12 protein-coding genes are annotated in these 15,443 nt (G+C 38.6%); 7 read left to right on the plus strand and 5 right to left on the minus strand.

What is annotated here, in order from left to right:
* The first annotated feature begins 88 nt into the window (after positions 1–88).
* A complete protein-coding gene (locus ACQQ2I_RS07565) occupies positions 89–1,582 on the plus strand; it encodes a carboxypeptidase M32 (RefSeq protein WP_431029936.1) in 1,494 nt (497 codons plus the stop codon).
* Positions 1,583–1,745: 163 nt separating this feature from the next.
* Here the strand turns inward: ACQQ2I_RS07565 and ACQQ2I_RS07570 are convergent, their stop codons facing one another.
* The 4 genes from ACQQ2I_RS07570 to ACQQ2I_RS07585 form a co-directional block, all read right to left on the minus strand.
* Positions 1,746–3,353 (minus strand): b(o/a)3-type cytochrome-c oxidase subunit 1, encoded by a 1,608-nt coding sequence (locus ACQQ2I_RS07570; RefSeq protein WP_431030473.1) that lies wholly within the window; start codon positions 3,351–3,353, stop codon positions 1,746–1,748.
* Between the two features lie 112 nt (positions 3,354–3,465).
* Complete coding sequence (locus ACQQ2I_RS07575) at positions 3,466–3,963, minus strand: cytochrome c oxidase subunit II (RefSeq protein WP_391372117.1); 498 nt, start codon at positions 3,961–3,963, stop codon at positions 3,466–3,468.
* A gap of 32 nt (positions 3,964–3,995) precedes the next feature.
* Complete coding sequence (locus ACQQ2I_RS07580; protein ID WP_391372119.1) at positions 3,996–4,118, minus strand: hypothetical protein; 123 nt, start codon at positions 4,116–4,118, stop codon at positions 3,996–3,998.
* A 215-nt stretch (positions 4,119–4,333) separates the two neighbouring features.
* Positions 4,334–4,792 (minus strand): chemotaxis protein CheX, encoded by a 459-nt coding sequence (locus tag ACQQ2I_RS07585; RefSeq protein ID WP_431029937.1) that lies wholly within the window; start codon positions 4,790–4,792, stop codon positions 4,334–4,336.
* Between the two features lie 269 nt (positions 4,793–5,061).
* Between ACQQ2I_RS07585 and ACQQ2I_RS07590 the strand changes: the two genes are divergently transcribed.
* Genes ACQQ2I_RS07590 through ACQQ2I_RS07605 form a run of 4 tightly spaced genes read left to right on the plus strand, consistent with a single transcriptional unit; the run spans position 5,062 to position 11,482 of the window.
* Entirely contained in the window at positions 5,062–8,673 is a 3,612-nt protein-coding gene (locus tag ACQQ2I_RS07590; protein WP_431029938.1) for a dynamin family protein, read from the plus strand.
* A 12-nt stretch (positions 8,674–8,685) separates the two neighbouring features.
* Positions 8,686–9,492 carry a sulfurtransferase gene (locus ACQQ2I_RS07595; RefSeq protein WP_431029939.1) on the plus strand — a complete coding sequence of 269 codons (807 nt, stop codon included), beginning with the start codon at positions 8,686–8,688 and terminating at the stop codon, positions 9,490–9,492.
* 54 nt (positions 9,493–9,546) lie between these two features.
* On the plus strand, positions 9,547–10,581 hold the full coding sequence (locus tag ACQQ2I_RS07600) for a P1 family peptidase (protein ID WP_431029940.1): 1,035 nt from the start codon (positions 9,547–9,549) through the stop codon (positions 10,579–10,581).
* A 22-nt stretch (positions 10,582–10,603) separates the two neighbouring features.
* On the plus strand, positions 10,604–11,482 hold the full coding sequence (locus tag ACQQ2I_RS07605; RefSeq protein WP_431029941.1) for a PhzF family phenazine biosynthesis protein: 879 nt from the start codon (positions 10,604–10,606) through the stop codon (positions 11,480–11,482).
* A 609-nt stretch (positions 11,483–12,091) separates the two neighbouring features.
* On the opposite strand, the gene ACQQ2I_RS07610 is transcribed toward ACQQ2I_RS07605, so the two are convergent.
* A complete protein-coding gene (locus ACQQ2I_RS07610; RefSeq protein ID WP_431029942.1) occupies positions 12,092–12,982 on the minus strand; it encodes a LysR family transcriptional regulator in 891 nt (296 codons plus the stop codon).
* 109 nt (positions 12,983–13,091) lie between these two features.
* Between ACQQ2I_RS07610 and hutG the strand changes: the two genes are divergently transcribed.
* Together hutG and gltS are read left to right on the plus strand one after the other, a co-directional pair.
* On the plus strand, positions 13,092–14,027 hold the full coding sequence (hutG, locus tag ACQQ2I_RS07615) for a formimidoylglutamase (RefSeq protein WP_431029943.1): 936 nt from the start codon (positions 13,092–13,094) through the stop codon (positions 14,025–14,027).
* 87 nt (positions 14,028–14,114) lie between these two features.
* Positions 14,115–15,299 (plus strand): sodium/glutamate symporter, encoded by a 1,185-nt coding sequence (gene gltS / locus ACQQ2I_RS07620; RefSeq protein ID WP_431029944.1) that lies wholly within the window; start codon positions 14,115–14,117, stop codon positions 15,297–15,299.
* Positions 15,300–15,443 lie beyond the last annotated feature (144 nt).

The following is a 15,443-nucleotide window of genomic DNA, read 5'->3' on the forward strand; positions in this document are numbered from 1 at the left end:
ATAATTGAGTAGAAATTATTTTATTTAAAGTATGTAAAGTGGATTTATTTCGAAAGTCGAATTATAATGATGGAAAGGAGAGTGTATTATGTCAGTGAAACAATCATTTATGAATTATGTGAAAAAAATGCAAAATTATAGTGAGGCGTTATCGGTCATTTATTGGGATATGCGTACTGGGGCACCAAAAAAAGGGTTGCCACAACGTGCTGAAGTAGTCGGTACATTATCGGCTGAATTATTCGCGCTTCAAACTTCTGATGAATTAGGTCAGCTGCTAGAGCAAATTTCGAAGGAAGAATTAGATTTCGTCACAAAGCGTCTATACGAGGAAGTAAAAAAATCGTATGATGAATCGAAAAAAATTCCAGCAGATGAATACAAAGAATATGTCATCTTACAGTCAAAAGCTGAAGCAGTATGGGAAGAGGCAAAAGTGAAATCTGATTTTTCTTTATTCTTGCCATACTTAAAACAAATTGTTGAATACCAAAAGAAATTTGTGCACTATTGGGGTATTAAAAATGGCTCAGTGTATAACACTTTGCTAGATAAATATGAGCCAGAAATGACAACGGATATTTTAGATCGTGTCTTTGGGGAACTTCGTGACACAATCGTACCACTTGTGAAAGCAATCCATGAATCGCCAAATAAACCAGATACATCGATGCTGTTTAAGAATTTTCCAAAAGAAGGGCAACGCGCGGCTTCACTTGAGCTTTTAACACAACTTGGTTACGATTTTGAAGCAGGTAGACTCGATGAAACCGTACATCCGTTTATGATTGGACTAAATAGTGGAGATATTCGTGTCACAACAAAATACGATGAAAATGATTTTCGTTCAGCTATTTTTGGCACAATTCATGAATGTGGTCATGCCATCTATGAACAAAATATTAATCCGGAGCTTAATGGGCTGCCATTATCAACGGGTACATCAATGGGCATTCATGAATCACAGTCATTGTTTTATGAAAACTTCATTGGTCGTAACGAACAATTTTGGAAGCATAACTTCAAGCTATTACAAAAACATTCACCAGAGCAATTTGGCGACGTAGCGGTAGAGGATTTCTTAAAAGCGATTAACTTTGTGGAGCCTTCATTTATTCGAATCGAAGCAGATGAGTTAACATATCCGCTACATATTATGATTCGTTATGAAATTGAACGTGAATTGTTTGATGGAAACCTGCAAGTGGAGGACTTACCACAAGTATGGGATGATAAGTACGAACAATATTTAGGTATTCGTCCGAAAAACGATGCTGAAGGTGTATTGCAAGATATGCACTGGAGTGGTGGGAGCTTTGGTTACTTCCCGTCATATGCATTAGGCTATATGTATGCAGCACAGTGGAAAGCTGCAATGGATCAAGCTATTCCAAAATTTGATGAGTTATGTGGCAAAGGGGATCTCCAACCAATCCGTGAATGGTTAACAGATAAAGTACATCAATACGGGGCATTGAAAAAACCGTTTGAATTATTACAAGAGGGAACAGGGGAAGGTCTTAACGCTTCCTATTTAGCGAACTATTTAAAAGAAAAGTATACGGCGTTATATCAACTGTAAAAACAAGGGGGTGTCCAGAAAGTATATACTTTCTGGACACCCCCTGCACCTTTTGATAAGTATCCATTAAGAAATATTGCTCCTGCGGTGGTCGCATCAACATACCACCATCCTCGTCGCAAAGGAGCCATCTCAAAATATCTTTCAGATGGCTCCTTTATTTTTACCAGAACTGGAACCCTTTTGAACCTGCTGGTGAGTTCGTAATAATTTCATATATCGGGATTGTGTAAGCAAACAAGATGAGCGCTACTAAAATGATACCCCATACTTTGAAGTTTTCTAGAATGGCAGGTGTTTTTTCAGCACCAGCAGCCACTTCAGCAACAGGGAATTCTTCTTGCCCTTTTGGTGCAAACCAAGTTAAGTTTATAACGATATACATAATAAGGATAATCGCGATAAATAAAATAGTACCACCGATCGCTTGAGCGATTTGATAAGGAACCCAATCGTAAGCCATTTCAGCACCGCCGTACGTTGAAAACTCAGAGCGACGAGGTGCCCCTAGTAAGCCTGCAATATGCATAGCAAAAGACATAATTAGCATCCCTGTACCCCAAAGAATACCAGAAATGTTACCTAAGTAGTTTAATTTTGGTGTTAGCGTTCGTCCCGTTAAATGAGGGATTAACCAAAATGCTACGCCAAAGAATGTTAACACAACTGCCGTTGCCACTGTTAAATGGAAGTGACCTGTTACCCAAATCGTATTGTGAACTAATTGGTTCATTTGGTGAGAAGCGTTTACGATACCACCTGCACCACCAGGAATAAATGCTAACATCCCAATGAATGGTAATAAGAAGCGAGAATCACCCCAAGGTAATGCTTTAAACCAACCAAGAATACCACGTCCACCGAGTTCGCGACCACGTAGTTCAAATGTGGCGAACATGGAGAAGGCCGTTAGTAAAGAAGGAATCACAACAAAGAATGTTAAGACAACTTGAGTGAATTTCCAGAATCCATCAATACCAGGTTCTGTTAATTGGTGGTGAATACCTACTGGGAATGAGAATAGTAAGAATAGCATGAATGATAAACGAGCAAGTGAATCAGAGAAAATCTTTGCACCAATCACTTTTGGAATTACAACATACCAAGCCATATAAGCAGGTAACAACCAGAAGTATACTAATGCATGCCCGAAATACCAGAATAATGTACGAGATAAAAGTATATCGATCCGTTCAACTAAACCAAGTGACCATGGCAATAATTGGAATAAAACTTCGACAGCTACGCCTAGAGACGCTGTAATCCACAAAATCGAATTAACTACCGCCATAAATGTTAGCAAAGGTGACATTTCGCCAGGGTTAGCTTTTTTCCACTCGCGATATTTCATTATTTGCATAATACATAATAGCCAAGAGCCAACTACAACAAGCGTTAAACCAAGATAGAAAATCCAGTGAGCTTGTAGCGGAGCATAAAAAGTATAAAGTACAGTTGCTTCATTTAATAAAACCATTGTTGCAGCAGCAGCGGTACCGATGACCATTAACCAAAAACCAATCCAACCGATTTTGCGTTGTGTGTTTGTAAAGGCACCAGCAGTACGACTAACAGCAGCTAGTTGAAAGCCTAGAATGAAAAAAGTTGTTAAAATAAGCGCGAGTAAAATCCCGTGAACGGTTAACACTTGATAATAGCCAATTTTAATACCTGTTGGTAATGTGAATTCACCAGAGCGAACTAAAACTTGTAGTAAACCTGCAAGGCCACCTAATAATAAAGCGATAAATGCGACATACATATGTGCCATGGCTAATTTTGCATCTTTGCCTTCTACACGAATAAATTGAGCGACGTTTTTTTGCTTTGGTAATGTAGGCTTAGAATCTTTTTCGATTACCGTTCTTTCCTCTACAAGTACATTACTGACTGTCTTCTGCATTTTCGTCCACCACCTTCAGTGTACCGTACATGAATGTATGTCCAGTACCACAGTATTCATTACATACGATTACATATTCACCCGCTTGATTCATCTCTGCCACGTATTCGGAAATATAACCAGGCTCAAGCATCATGTTAATATTGGTTTGGGCGATTTGATACCCATGAATGACATCTTTTGTTGTTGCGTAAAACTTAACAACAGATCCAAGAGGGACTTCGATATCACTAGGGTTATAGTTGAATGCTGAAGCGACAAGTACAACTTCATAATCCCAATCTTTTCCCTCTACTTTGTGTACACCTGGATTGTTAAACGGTGCAATATTGTCTACATTTTCATAATCGATTGTCTGTCTTCCTTCATTTGGATGCGTTCCATTATGGAAAGCACCAATCCCTAAGATAATAAGAAATGCTACAAGCGCACCACCGCCAAACATAAGCCACCATTTTTCGTACTTATGTATGTGCATCATAATCCCCTCCTTAAAACGTCAATTTGATTTTAAAAACGATCCATGAATATGCCGAAACAAGCGCCCCAAACAATGATGATGATTAAACCTACTCCGAACGTCATGAGGAGCGTGCCTTTTAAATCTGCCTCAGCTTTTTTCTTATGTGCCATATGGATCCCTCCTTATCAAGCTTTATTAGAGTAGTACGTGTTTTCATCATATAAAAAAAGTTTTTTAGACGATGTGAGAAAAGTCACAGGGAGAGGGGGATTTTGTGAAAAAAGTGTGAAAATGTTGAAGTGTTTAAGAAATGAGAAGGGATTGCTGTAAGCAGTTTGGAAAATAACTTTGAAACAAAAAAACACGCAAGCGGTTGCTTACGTGTTTAATCTTCTTCGTCAATTGTCAGTAAAATGGTAATGTCGCCGATATCACTAATAGTAGCAGGTAATTGAAAAGCATGGTGGAAACCGTATAGCTTCGTATTACCAACCATTACAGTAGGCGGTGTAATATCTAACTCAAGTTCATGTTGACCAGCGTGTGTACAAAGATTCCCTGCAATCATATTACCAAATTCCCCTGTAAATGATTCGAGCATTTCACCTTCAAGTGGCATACCAAACATACTTGAGCCAATACTGCCAAATGTAGAAGGAGAGCCATCAATAATAATACGACCCTTTAAATCTCCTACAATTCCAATTAATACACCCATTTCCTCCTGAATATAAGGTTCTACTACAAGAGATGGGGAGGTAACATTTATATTCATAGGTAAAATAGTTTGTAGTGCGTGAATCGTTCCATTTAAAATTGTTTGAATGTGCTTCGAAGTACTCATAACCTTATCCCCCTTTTCTTGCTTTTTCCCCATGGTATCATAAGGAATTTATGTATGTACAGACTAAATATAGTAAGGTAATAAATAGAATATTCGATTTATTGCATTTCTATCATGCAATTTCATGAAAATAGACAGATTTTAAAACAATAAATTAACAGAAAAATAGAAAAAAGTAGTGAATCGTGTAATTTTATAGCCGATTTTCAAGCTCATTCGTGTTACTATATGTTTATGACAAAAATAAGAACAAAGGGGCATTAGAAAGAATGAATGCTTTAGAGCAACAAATTGAAGAGTTATTACAACAATCTTCTATTCAATACACAATCTATGAACAAAACCACGACACAGAACGAATGGAGAAGCTGCATTTATTTGCCCGTAAGCTATTGCAAAAAGAATATGTAATCGGTTTTGCCGGTCACTTTTCAGCAGGGAAGTCGAGCATGATCAACGCACTTTCCGGAGAAAACATTTTAGCGACAAGTCCAATTCCTACAAGTGCGAACATTGTAAAGGTGCATAAATCTGATGAAGATTTTGCGATTCTTTACTTGCACAATGAAAAGCCTGTTAAATTTGAAGCAGGATATGATATTAAACAAGTAAAAGAATTAAGTAAAAATGGTGAGCTTGTATCTCAAATTGAAATAGGTCACTCTACATCTACTTTACCAGCTGGGGTAACAGTCATGGATACACCTGGGGTAGATTCAACAGATGACGCACATGCAATGAGTACAGAATCAGCATTACATATTGCCGATGTTGTGTTTTATACAATGGACTATAACCATGTTCAATCTGAATTGAACTTCCAATTTACAAAGCAATTAATGAAATACAATGCAAATGTTTATTTAATCGTGAATCAGATCGATAAACACCGTGATGCAGAATTATCCTTTGAGGACTTTAAACAGTCTGTTCACAATTCATTTGCGGCATGGGGCGTTTATCCAAAAGATATTTTCTTTACTTCATTAAAGGCAACAGATCATCCGCATAATGATTTTCCAAAAGTAAAGAAAATTGTCATGGATTCTATGGAAGATTGGCAGGAGCAGCTTGTGCTAACAGCGAAAAATACATTAGTGAAGTTGCATCATGAGCATGAGGCGTTTTTAGCGACTGAAAAAGAAGAGCGTTTTGAAACATCTGAAGAAGTATTATCTGAAGATGATTGGCAACACCGCGAGGATTTATTAGAACAGTATAATAAATTAACGACACAAACAGAATTATTCTCATATGAACAATGGACGGAGCGTTTTGAAGAGAAACGGAAAGATATTTTAGATAATGCAGCGATTATTCCGGCTGATTTCCGTGAAAAGTTGCGTGCATATTTAGAATCACGCGCCGAAGGTTTTAAAGTCGGTGGTTTATTTACAGCGAAAAAGAAAACGGCCGAAGAAAAAGAACGTCGTGCACAAGATGTTAAAGATCAGTACCAAACGGTTTTACAATCACAAATCGTCGGTTTAATGAAGTCTTTAATGAAGCAAGCATTAAAAGATGTAGGTGCTTTAACGGATGCGCGTGCAGCAGAAGTTGATGCGCGTGAGTTTACGGTGCCGTTTTCAGTAATTGAAGATCAAGTACAAGGAAATGTCATGGTAACAGGGGATGCCGTCTTAAACTTTGCAAACCGTGTAGCAGAAGCAACAAAACGTTTCTTCGTTCGTGACACAGATGCTTGGCTAAAAGAAATGCAGCCCGTTTTACAGCAAGTGGCACAAGAAGCAGCAGCACCGGTTCAGCTAAAAATTAATGCAATGAAAGATAAAATCCATGCGATTAAACAAATTCAAGCAATTGATGAACAGAAAGTATTCAGCGATCAGCAAATGAAGCAAAGCTCAAAAGAGACGCGTGCAGCTGCGAAAAATCAATTTGTGAAATGGCAACAAGATTATGAAAAGGCATTAGCTGATATTCGTCCGTTCGATGAATCGATGCTTATACCAAAAGAGCAACAGCAAGAAGTATTTGAAGAAATGGCGCTAACGCAAGCGAGTTCATCTCATAATACGGAGGCAGTTGTTGGAAGTGCACTGAAAACTGCTCAAGCGGTAGGGAATGTTCAAGGCTTTAAAGAAGTAGCAAACTTCTTAACGAAAAAGGTAGAGCGTTTACAGAAAAAAGACTTCACAATTGCCTTATTCGGTGCATTTAGTGCGGGGAAATCGAGCTTTTCTAACGCATTAATGGGCTCAAAGGTATTGCCTGTATCGCCAAACCCAACGACGGCAGCCATCAATAAAATCCGTCCAGTCACACCAGAGCATCCACACGAAACAGCAGATGTTCAATTAAAAACAGCCGCGCAACTTTTAGAAGATATTCAAGGCTCCTATGAAGCAATTGGTTTACGCGTTTCTTCATTAGACGAGGCATTCAATCGTGCTGCAGAAGGATTAGCCGTGGAGTTAACAGATGAGCGTTTAAATGTGCATAAATCATTTATTCGAGCTTATTCAGAAGGCTACAATGAATTTAAAGAAAAGCTTGGCACAATCATTCGTGTTAATCGTGAAGACTTTGAGAAATTTGTTGCGCAAGAAAACAAATCATGTTTTGTTGATAATATCGATTTTTACTTTGATTCACCGTTAACTCGTATGGGTGTCACATTAGTAGATACACCAGGAGCAGACTCGATTAATGCACGCCATACAGGGGTAGCGTTCGACTATATTCGAAATGCAGATGCGATTTTATTTATTACGTATTACAACCACGCGTTTGCAAAAGCAGACCGTGAATTCTTAATTCAGTTAGGGCGCGTAAAAGATGCGTTTGAGCTGGATAAAATGTTCTTCGTCGTAAATGCGATTGATTTAGCATCAACAGCAGAAGAAGCCGAAGAGGTAAAAGGGTATGTTCGTTCAGAATTACAACGTTTTGGTATTCGTTTCCCTCGTCTATACGGCGTATCAAGTTTAATGGCGTTGAAGGAAAAGCAAGAGCAAGCCCACTTCGATTCGGGTATGGCACCATTTGAAGATGCATTCCATCATTTCCTAAACGATGAGTTAATGGGTATTGCCGTACAAGCGTTACACGAGGAAGTAGAGAAGACACATGCACGTCTTCACGATTTAATCGAACAAACAGAAGAGAACTTAAAGCGTAAAGATGAGCGTTTAGCGGAACTGACGCAGCTTGAGCAACATGTGCGTAACACATATAGCGCAACAAATACCGCGATGCTTGAGTCGGATACAAAGCAAGAGCTTGATGAATTATTGTACTACGTAATGCAACGTGTGTACTATCGTTATCCAGATTTCTTCCGTGAAAGCTATAACCCGTCAACATTTGCACAAATGTCAACACAACAAGCATTAGATACGGCGTTAAAAGAAGTATTACAAGCGTTAAGTTTTGATTTTTCACAGGAAATGCGTGTAACAAACTTCCGTTTAGCACAGTTTGTAGAAAAGAAAATGAAAGAACGCTTTAAAGAAGATGCACAAAACTTAAAAGAGTTTAACCATAGCTTCTCGTTTTTAGCTTATGAGTCAGAAGAGCCTAGCATTTTAGACTTCGTAGGACCATTTAGTAATCGTGAGAAGTACGCGAGCGTAAAATCGTATTATAAAAATCAAAAAGCGTTCTTTGAGAAAAATGAGAAAGAACAGCTAAAAGAAGCACTGGAAAACTTAACAAAACCAGATGCACAACAATATGTAGAAGATGAAAAGAACCGCCTGCAAGATTGGGCAATGCGTTTCATTGCACAGGAAGCAGAAGGTTTACGTCTGCACCTGTTTGGACAAGCACTTGAACAAATCGAAACAGAGCGCATGCTACTGCAAGAAGAAAGCCGTCTTGCAACGTGGAAAGAAATTTATGCACAACTTCAAAAATAAGGAGTGGCTCAAATGACAAATGTATTTGTAACGGTAGATCAAGTAGAAACACCTGCGCGTTTTATTGATGTACGTTTTAATTTAATGGACAACAATGAAGGGCGTACACAATACGAAAAAGAGCATGTGGCAGGGGCCGTTTATTTTGATTTGGAAAGAGACTTATCGGACATGTCAAAACAAGATGGTCGTCATCCAATGCCAGAAAAAGAGCAACTTATTGAATTATTTGAGCATGTTGGCTTACATTTAGCAGATCGTATTTATATTTATGATCAAGGGGGAGCACCTTTTGCTCCTCGTGCTTGGTGGATGTTGAAATATGCTGGATTTGAAAATGTCTCCATCGTAAATGGCGGATTTGAAGCATTAAAAAATGCAGGATATGCTACGACATCGAATAAAGAATCATTTGATCGTTCGAGTATTACACCGAATTGGCAAGAGGACATCTATGCTGATCGTGAATATGTAAAGGCGATTACGGAAGGTGCAAAAGATGCGGTATTGCTAGATGCACGCGCGGCCATTCGTTACCGTGGGGAGCAAGAGCCACTGGATCCGGTAGCTGGTCATATCCCAACGGCGAAGAATTTTGACTGGGAGCAAGTAAAAGACGGCACTCACCTTGTTGTAACAGATGTGTTAAAGCAGGCTGTACCAACGGATCAAGAAGTAGTCGTTTACTGTGGCTCAGGTGTTACTGCTTCCCCATTATATACAGTATTAAAAGAAGCAGGCTATAATCGTGTAAAATTATATGTCGGTAGTTATAGCGATTGGATTACAAAGTATGCTATAGCAACAGGTGAAGAATAGTAGATAGGCGAAATCACGAATGATTTCGCCTATTTATATTAAGGCGGGGGAGAAATGAAAGTACGCGATAGGGGCATAACCATTGGAAATTTCCCAATTGGAACAAAAAACTGCATTACAGATGTAGCGGGTGTAAAAGTAGGGCATGTTACATTGCAATATCCGTTAGAACATGGAGGGGCGGTATGTACCGGTGTCACAGCGATATTACCACATGGAGGAAATTTATTTACAGAAAAAGTGACAGCAGCAAGCTATGTTTTGAACGGTTTTGGTAAAACAACAGGACTTATTCAAATGGACGAACTTGGCGTAATCGAATCCCCCATTATGCTAACAAATACATTTGCTGTCCCAGTTGTAACTAATGGTACACTGATGTATATGCTTGATCAAAATAAAGAGATTGGGCATACGACAGGAACGATTAATATCGTCGTCGGTGAGTGTAATGATAGTCAATTAAACTCGATTCGTACATTACCAGTTGAACCGAAGCATGCCGTCGAAGCAATTGAGACAGCCTCAGATCGACCAACTGCTGAAGGCGCAGTTGGTGCAGGTACAGGGATGGTATGCTTTGGCTACAAAGGGGGCATCGGCTCATCTTCACGAATTGTGGAGCATGCAGAAGGGGAATTTAAAGTTGGTTGCTTAGTATTAACGAACTTTGGAAAGAAAGAAGAGCTTCAGCGGGAGAAGTATGGATTGTACGTAGATAATGAACCTTCAAAACGGCCTAATGATGGCTCGATTATGATTATTTTCGCTACGGATGCCCCTGTATCGAGTCGTCAATTGAAGCGAATGATTAAACGCTGTGGTATTGGGCTAGGGAGAACTGGTAGTCATTTTAGCCATGGTAGTGGTGACATCGTGATTGGCTTTACGACAGCTTATAAAATCCCTCATTTTACGGATGATTTATTCGAAACAAGACAGCAAATTCGAGATGACCATCCAGTGATGAATGAATTATGTACTGCAGCTGCAGAGGTGACAGAAGAAGCCATTTTAAATTCATTATCACAAGCAGTTGACACAACGGGGCGTAATGGGACCACTGTGAAGGCGCTACGATTCAAGTAACTTATTTATGTGGAGGTTTGTTATGAAAGAAGAAAAAGTATTACATATCGACGCATTTAGTACAAAGCCGAATAAAGGAAATCCAGCGGGGGTTGTATTAAATGGGCAGGATTACACAGAAGTAGAAATGCAATTGATTGCAAAAGAAGTAGGGTTTAGTGAGACAGCCTTTGTGCTACCATCGGAAGTAGCAGATTACCGTATCCGTTTCTTTACGCCAGGTTTTGAGGCGAATTTGTGTGGACATGCAACAATCGGAACAGTTTTTGCGATGAAAGAAGCAGGGATGATTGAACAAAATCGCTTTTCAATTGAGACAAAGGCAGGTATATTACCGATTGAAGTAAAAGAGGAAGAGGGGCAAATACTCATTACGATGCAACAAGCCGCTCCTGAATTTATCCCATTTGAAGGCTCTATGGCGGAATTAGCAGCTTCTATTGGACTAGGTGTGGATGAACTCGATGAACGCTATCCTGTCATGTATGGTAGTACTGGTAACTGGACATTGATTGTACCGATTAAGAAACTAGAAAGCTTTCCAAAAATGCAGCCACATCAAGAGAAGTTTCCAGCGCTAACCCCTGCAAAGCCAAATGTATCAATTCATCCATTATGCTTAGAAGTATATGATGCTGAAAGTACGATGCATGGTCGTCATTTTTCTTCCCCATCTGCTGGCATACTGGAAGACTCAGTAACAGGAACGGCTTCAGGTGTGATGGGTGCATATTATAAACAATTTATAAAGCCAGATCTCATGCTTCCTGCAACATTAATTGTAGAACAAGGCCATGAAATGAATAAAGACGGAAAAGTATATGTGCATGTAAATGAAGGTATATCTATTTCCATTTCAGGAACCGCTGTATTTTCAGGAGAAATAGTAGTAACGATTTAAATGTTTGACTGGTTTAAGTTCTACTTAAAACTCGTAATGAGTAAAAAAATATCGGGTTAATAGTAAAAGATATCAAACGAAGGCATATTCATAGCCTCCGCGCTTTGCCACAGCCTACACAGGAGCTAAAACAGGCGCGGCCTGTTTGGATCTCCTGTTCCTGCTCCTGACGTTGCACTTTCGTCGCAAAGAAAATCTTGGCTCCTGCGGCTATGGCGCGCTACGGCAAAAGTGAATACTTCTCGATATACTAGAAAAACATTTCTCTTCTCTAAAAGAAACTACTTTCTTTCCATTTGCAAATATAATTGCTCAACCTCTATTGTAATTAAGGAGAATCTTTCTTTATTTTTAGCAACTGATTATTGTATTCAACAATAGTTACTTGTAGCGGAGGCACGAGCGTGTAGCTGACGGCATACGCCTTTCGCTACAGAGCAATGTTTTTCTGCACCGGAAGTGAAGTGGCAGGTGCAAAGCTTCCTACGGGAAAAGCGAGTGCCGGAGCGGAAAGCAACGGTTATTTAAATGGTAATATATGTTTTGGGATTTGCTCATTATAAGTTAAAAATAAGTGTAGACAAAGTTTAACTTTGTCTACACTCTTTTTTAATCTATAATATGAAAGTAATCTTTTACAATGTCAATGTAGTGTTGCATGGCAAGTGGTAAGTGGCGGTGACGCAAGTATGTTAAATAGACGGAACGATGTAGTAGTGGGTGATGAATGTTTCGTTGTACGATCGAATTAGCAGTCGGTCCTTGTAAATAACTTTCAGGTAAAATCGTAATCCCTAAATTCCCTCGTACAAGTGAGACGGCTGTTTCGAAATGCTCCACTTCGTAATAGATGTTGGGATTAATATTTTCTGCATGAAAGGCGGTTAAAATATCTTTTCTAGATTGAAATCCTTCAGCACAAATAATAAAGGGCTCATTTTTTAAATCAGCTAGTGTTAAATGCTCCTTTTCGGCGAGTGGATGTTCTTTCGGAAACACGATGACGAGTGGTTCGTCGTATAATTTAATCGCTGCTACGGCATCATCTTCCACTTGTTGGTTTGTAATATTCACATGTGTATGCTGTGTTTTTAAAGATTTTTTAACTTCTACTGCGCTTAATACATCAGCAAGTTTAAAATGCATTTGAGGGTAAATGTTTTTGAGTTGATGAATGGTTGAAGGGACCCAATATTTCACGGATTCAATGACACCAAGGGCTATTTCACCTTGTCCGAATTTACCAGTTTCATCCAATTCCTGACGCAAAATTTTCATGTTCAATAAAATCTCTTTTGCTCGTGCGTATAATAATTCTCCTACATCTGTAAGCTGTAATTTTCTAGTGTGACGTTCGAGAATAGGATGGCCTATCTCTGCTTCTAACTTTTTGATTGCAATAGAAAGAGATGGTTGAGAAATATGCAATTGTTCCGATGCTTTTGAATAGCTCATTGAATCAACAAGCTGTATAAAATACTCTAGTTGTCTAATATCCATGCTGTTTAACCTCATTTATAAATTTAAACTATAATTTTATGTATATTATATATTAGATTTATGATAAATGTAACAATATACTTAGATAGTATAGAGAGGAGTTCACGTTATGGCAAAGACAAATTGGCAGGGGCGAATAGATAATCCAGTGACACCGCTTACATTAAGATACCATCAAATAGTAAAAGAGATTGAACATACGGCTTTATCTCAAAGTGAAAAGACCGTAGCCTTTGTTGGTTTTGAATGTGAAGCAGGTGTAGCACGCAACCAAGGAAGAATTGGCGCAAAAGATGCACCACAAGCTTTACGCCAAGCATTATCAAGTATATCTTGGCACGGTTCGGAAAAAAGTATGCTATATGATACAGGGAACATCACTTGTCATAATGATGAGTTAGAAGAGGCGCAACAGGCACTTGGTAAAAGAGTAAAGGATATTTTAGAGAAAAAAATCCCAGTTGTTATATTAGGTGGTGGTCATGAAACAACTTATGGTCATTACTTAGGTGTTCGCCAAGCATATCCAGAAGCGAAAATAGGCATTATTAATATTGATGCACATTTTGATATGCGACCATACGAAAAACAAACTTCATCTGGTACAATGTTCCGCCAAATTTTAGATGAGGATTCAAATGCTTCTTATTTTGTTGTGGGAATTCAGCGTTATGGAAATACACGTGACTTGTTTGAACAAGCAAACAAATACGGGGTAAACTACATTTTAGAGGATGAGATGCTAGGGCATTTAGAACAAGTACAGGCAAGACTAGCTGAGTTTATCGAAGCACATGAAGTCGTATATGTGACGCTATGTACAGATGTATTAAATGCGGCTGAGGCGCCTGGTGTAAGTGCTCCTTCACCATTTGGACTATCTGCCATTCAAGTTCGTCACCTTCTTCGATTTATCACAGCATTTGAGAAAGTAGTTTCGTTTGATATATGCGAAGTCAATCCAGCATTAGACTTAGATTTACGCACAGTCAAATTAGGCGCTCATCTTATTAATGAAGTGGTTTTGCAATTTACAGATTTATGACACAAATTCGGGGATGCCAAGTAATTCGATAAAATACTTATTGAGTAGAACGGAAATCAACCCCAACTTACAAAAGGAGATTAAGAAATGACATTCGATCAGACAGCGACAATTTTCCTAGCCGTATTTGTATTAACAATCGGCACAATTTTAATTAAACGCAGTCCTATTTTACAAAAATTCTGTATTCCGGCACCTGTAGTGGGTGGATTACTCTTTGCAATAATCGTCACGTTTTTAAAATATTTTAACATTGTTGAAATTACAGTGGATACATCACTACAAAGTTTATTTATGATTACGTTCTTTACGACAGTAGGTCTAGGGGCAAGCTTTAGTCTTATTAAATTAGGTGGGAAATTATTAATTATTTATTGGATTGCAGCTGGTTCAATTGCAGTTATTCAAAATGTAGTTGGGGTTTCTCTTGCAAAAGTATTAGGCATTGAGCCGTTAATCGGTATGATGGCCGGTGCTGTATCGATGTCTGGTGGACATGGTGGTGCAGCTGCTTATGGTCAAACAGTAGAAGGATTAGGGGTTAGTTCAGCGCTATCAATCGGTGCAGCAGCAGCTACTTTAGGTTTAGTTGCGGGTGGTTTAATTGGAGGACCTGTCGTTAAATATTTAATGACGAAATATAATTTAAAGCCATCTGAAACAGAATTGCAAAATGCTAAGGAAGTTGAAGAAGTAAAAGAGGAAATTACAACAAACAACTTCTTTACGCAAGTATTACTCATTACATTTGCAATGACAGTCGGTTCTTATATCGGTGCTTGGTTCTCAGAAGCAACGGGTTATGCATTACCAGGTTATGTAGGTGCGATGTTTGCAGCGGTTATTGTCCGCAATGTTGTGGACCGTGTAGCGCCAAATGCTATCAATATGCGCATTGTAGATTTAATTGGTGACATTACATTAGGAATTTTCTTATCAATGGCATTAATGAGTATTAAACTATGGGAAATTGCAGAATTAGCATTACCATTATTAATCATTGTAGCGATTCAAGTTCTTATTGTAGTCCTGTTCTCAATTTTTATTCTATTCCGCGTTTTAGGGAAAAACTTCGATGCAGCGGTTATGGTTTCAGGTTTCTGTGGTCATACACTCGGGGCTACGCCAAATGCGATGGCGAACATGGCGGCAGCAACAAGTCGCTTTGGCCCATCACGTACAGCATTTTTAGTTGTACCAATTGTCGGGGCATTTTTAATTGATGTAATATCTATGCCAGTCATTATCGTAACAATTAATATGTTTACGTAAAAAGAAAATATAGCATAGCTTAGGCAATGTTTGAGCTAAATGTTTATAAGAAAAAACACCAGAATGTTCATCAACAGCATTCTGGTGTTTTTCATTTTCCAAAAGAAATCCCGCTTTTAATCGTATACTACTTAGTGAATAGAA

It is taken from the genome of Lysinibacillus sp. LZ02 (assembly GCF_050613145.1).
GTDB lineage: Bacteria > Bacillota > Bacilli > Bacillales_A > Planococcaceae > Lysinibacillus_B.